The 3,752-nt window shown below is 41.4% G+C and carries 3 protein-coding genes; all 3 read right to left on the bottom strand.

The window, feature by feature from the left end:
* Positions 1 to 158: 158 nt before the first annotated feature.
* Positions 159 to 1,457 (bottom strand): tyrosine--tRNA ligase, encoded by a 1,299-nt coding sequence (gene tyrS / locus C7N83_RS13320; protein ID WP_106743220.1) that lies wholly within the window; start codon positions 1,455 to 1,457, stop codon positions 159 to 161.
* A gap of 56 nt (positions 1,458 to 1,513) precedes the next feature.
* Positions 1,514 to 3,397, bottom strand: a complete 1,884-nt coding sequence (locus C7N83_RS13315; RefSeq protein ID WP_106743219.1) for an acyltransferase family protein — start codon at positions 3,395 to 3,397, stop codon at positions 1,514 to 1,516.
* A 160-nt stretch (positions 3,398 to 3,557) separates the two neighbouring features.
* A partial coding sequence (locus tag C7N83_RS15435) for a hypothetical protein (RefSeq protein WP_211296671.1) occupies positions 3,558 to 3,752 on the bottom strand: 195 nt, incomplete at its 5' end.

Raw genomic sequence — 3,752 nt, 5'->3', positions numbered from 1 at the left:
CAGTCAAACCTGAGGCAGAAAGGCGTAATATTTGCCGGAATTTCTGCTCAGAAAGTTTACCGGGCTTTGGGTACTTGTTTTTAATATAAATATCAGAAGCTTACCATAAAGTTTTATGATTTTGCTTCCTAAGCCTCTTTGATAAACGTTTAATCGAATTATTTCCACACCAATAAAGCATGATTGCGTTTGCCGCGGCGCAGAATGGTGTATTTGCCAAACTGTTTGTGTTCATCGGTCAACAGATAAGCATCGTCCGGTTTTTCCGCAGCGTGGTTTGGATTGTTTGGCTCGGTAATCGCTGCACCATTTACTACTATTGCTTTGCTTTTCACGAAGCCGCGCGCTTCCTTATTTGATTGCGCCAAACAGCTGGTTACCAATGCTTCAACTACGTTTACGCTGTCGGAAACTTCAAATGCGGGCAAGCCGTCAAGGGCGAGTTGCTCGAAATCAGCTTCGGTCAGGTTGCTTTGGTCTTCAGCAAACAAGCTGGCGGAAATGCGTTGTGCCGCTTCCAAAGCCGCTTCACCGTGAATCAGGCGGGTCATTTCTTCGGCCAAAATGCGCTGGGCTTCCGGCTTGTTGCCGCTGGTTTGGTCTTTCGCTTCGATGGCATCGATGTCTTCAATGCTCAAGAAAGTGAAGAATTTCAAGAATTTATACACATCGGCATCGGCCACTTTCAACCAGAATTGGTAGAATTGATACGGCGAGGTTTTCTTCGCATTCAACCATACCGCACCGCCTTCGGTTTTGCCGAACTTGGTGCCGTCTGATTTGGTCACCAATGGCAGCGTTAAGCCGAAGACTTGTTTCTGATGCAGGCGGCGGGTGAGGTCGATACCGTTTGTGATATTACCCCATTGGTCGGAGCCACCGATTTGCAGCTGCGCGCCGTGGCGTTTGTTGAGTTCGGCAAAGTCATAGCTTTGCAGCAGGGTGTAGGCAAATTCGGTAAACGAAATACCCACATCGTCACGGTCGATACGCTGTTTTACCGATTCTTTCGCCAACATCGCATTCACTGAAAAATGCTTGCCAATGTCGCGCAGGAAATCCAAGCAATTCATATTGCCGAACCAATCGGCATTGTTGGCCATCACCGCTGCATTGTCGCCTTCAAAGCTCAAAAACGGCGTGAGCTGGTTGCGGATACTTTCTACCCAACCGGCTACCGTTTCCGGCGTATTCAGGCTGCGCTCGACTGTTTTAAAACTCGGGTCGCCAATCATACCGGTCGCGCCGCCGACCAATGCAATCGGCGTATGGCCTGCCTGTTGGAAACGGCGCAAGGCCAATACCGGCAGCAAATGGCCGATGTGCAGGCTGTCGGCAGTCGGGTCGAAACCGCAGTATAAAGCGATTTTTTGTTCGTTCAATAAAGCTTCCAAAGATTCGATTTCGGTGTTTTGCGCGATTAAGCCGCGCGATTGTAGGTCTTGGATGACGCTCATCGTTTTGTATCTTCTAAAAAAATTAGCGGTTTTGTAATTCGTTAATTGTAACAAATTTAATGGATTGGGTGCTTAGGGTTTTGCAATAACATTCGGTTTTCGACAAATTTCTTAGCCAAAGCTTCTCCACCGTAAGGGTTAATGTGATCTAAATCTGAATACACAGGTAAACCATCAATTTTAAGATTATCAGGAATTAACGCTGCAACATCAATAATTCGAACATTGGCAAATTGTTCAGCAAGTTGGCGAATGCGTTGATTGGCCTGAGCGGTAAAGTCTTCCGTGGTTTTCAATTTTTTTTCAAATCTGTTTAATCTTTGCTCAAGCTGGTATGCGCGCAAGGCCGGGTATTGGATTTTTTGATTATCCATAAAGATAACAACCTGTTGCTTTTCTTTAGAAAGTTTAGCCAGTGTTGACGCAAATTTTTTGAAGAAATCTGGATCGTAACCAACTGAAGTTGAATTTTCTGCCATTTGATTTGACCACCTCATGGCCAGTATAACAATCGGATAATTAGGCAGATGTTGTTCTGCATATTCATACATTGCGCGACAACTGGCATTTTTATGGAAAATTTTGGCATCATAACCATCGGCATAGGCGCAAGTATCTGAAGAAACCATCGTTGCAGCCCACTTTTCTTTTTTACCCACATAGTCGAAGAAAGTTTTATATTGGTCCGCATGAGAATCGCCAAGAATCAAGATATTCGGTTTTTGTGATTCATCACCCCAAACACATTTTTTATTCGTGTTGTTGTGACAAGAGGTGTAGGAGCGGGCCAATCCAATATCATTGTATTGATTCATGTAGGGTGATTTTAATAGCATATATGAAAATGCAGCAATGAGCAGGGTTGGTAAAACATATAGGTATAATGCTGATTGTTCAAATGAGCGTTTCCAGTTTTTAAATGGTTTCTCAACTAAGAAATACGAAGCAATTGAGAGCACCAGAATTAAAGCAGTTGATGGAAAAATTAAACGATGAGGAAGAGTGTTTTCGCCTGTAATATATCGTGTAAAAGCCAGTACCGGCCAATGCCATAAATATAAAGAATAAGAAATTAAGCCAATACTAACGACCCATTTCCAGCGAAAGAGGTTCTTTACTTTATGATCAAAGTTATTAAAGTAAATTAAAGTTGCTGCCGCCAGGCAGGGAATAATGGCAGCCGGTCCGGGAAAATAAGGGGTCTGTTGCGTAAAGAGAAACAAGCAAGCAAAAAGAGTGATTAAGGAGACTATGCTTGCAAATGCCGCATATTGTTCACCGATAAATTTTCCCTGTTGTTGCTGATATTGCATCCAGACAGCAGTTAATGAGCCAAACAGCATTTCAAAAGCACGCAGATGAGGTAAATAGTATTTCTCAGCCAAAACAGGAATAAAAGAGGCTACAATACTAAGAAAAATCAACGAAATCAAAAAAGTAAATTGTATTTTCCAGCTCTTTTTAATGAAGAGTAAAAGTAGAATAGGAAAAATGAAATAGTATTGTTCTTCTACGGATAATGACCAGATATGTAATAAAGGTTTTTCTTCCTGTATGGGTTCGAAATATCCTTGACCTCGTGCATAGTAAAGATTAGCGGCAAAACCTAATGATGCTAATGCAGATTTCCATAAGATGAAGAAATCATCTTTAGTAAAAATGAACACGGCGACGATCATGGAGATGCCAACCATTACCATAAATGCGGGAAGGATACGTTTGATGCGGCGGATATAAAAATTTTTAAATGAGAATTCTCCCTTGCTCATTTCACGGTGAAGAATCATCGTAATTAAGAAGCCAGAGATAACAAAAAAAATATCAACCCCTAAGAAACCGCCAGGTAACCAACTTTTTTCGATATGAAAAATAACTACAGCCAATACGGCAATAGCTCGTAATGTATCAATATCGGCACGGTAGGGTAAGACTTTACTCATCAAAAACCTTTAAATGGAAAAAATTATATCATTCTACTGATAGATTAAATAAAGCTAGAGAGAGTATTACCGAATGGTTGCAAAATGAATTTAATTGGTTGTTTTATGGGAAGAAAAGCGTAGATGTCTATTCTTTAAGTTAATGATAATAATGATATTTTTATATAATAAATAGTGGTTTGCGTATAAAAAAGCGACCTTTTAGGTTGCTTTTTTTGAGTGAAAATCGGTACTGTTCAAAAATCTGTGTCAATCCCCTAACCCCCCATAAAGGAGAAGACACATGACCAAACCCGCATTTGATTTCGAAACCGCACTCAGGCAACTTCAGTCCGGACAGGCACTGACCGGTAAA

It is taken from the genome of Neisseria iguanae (assembly GCF_003013245.1).
GTDB lineage: Bacteria > Pseudomonadota > Gammaproteobacteria > Burkholderiales > Neisseriaceae > Neisseria > Neisseria iguanae.
Note: the sequence above shows the minus strand (reverse complement) of the source record. Positions and strands in the feature narration are given on the sequence as shown.

Coding starts and splice junctions, on each gene's coding strand:
- tyrS (WP_106743220.1), bottom strand. CDS start 1,457: ATGAGCGTCATCCAAGACCTACAATCGCGCGGCTTAATCGCGCAAAAC.
- C7N83_RS13315 (WP_106743219.1), bottom strand. CDS start 3,397: ATGAGTAAAGTCTTACCCTACCGTGCCGATATTGATACATTACGAGCT.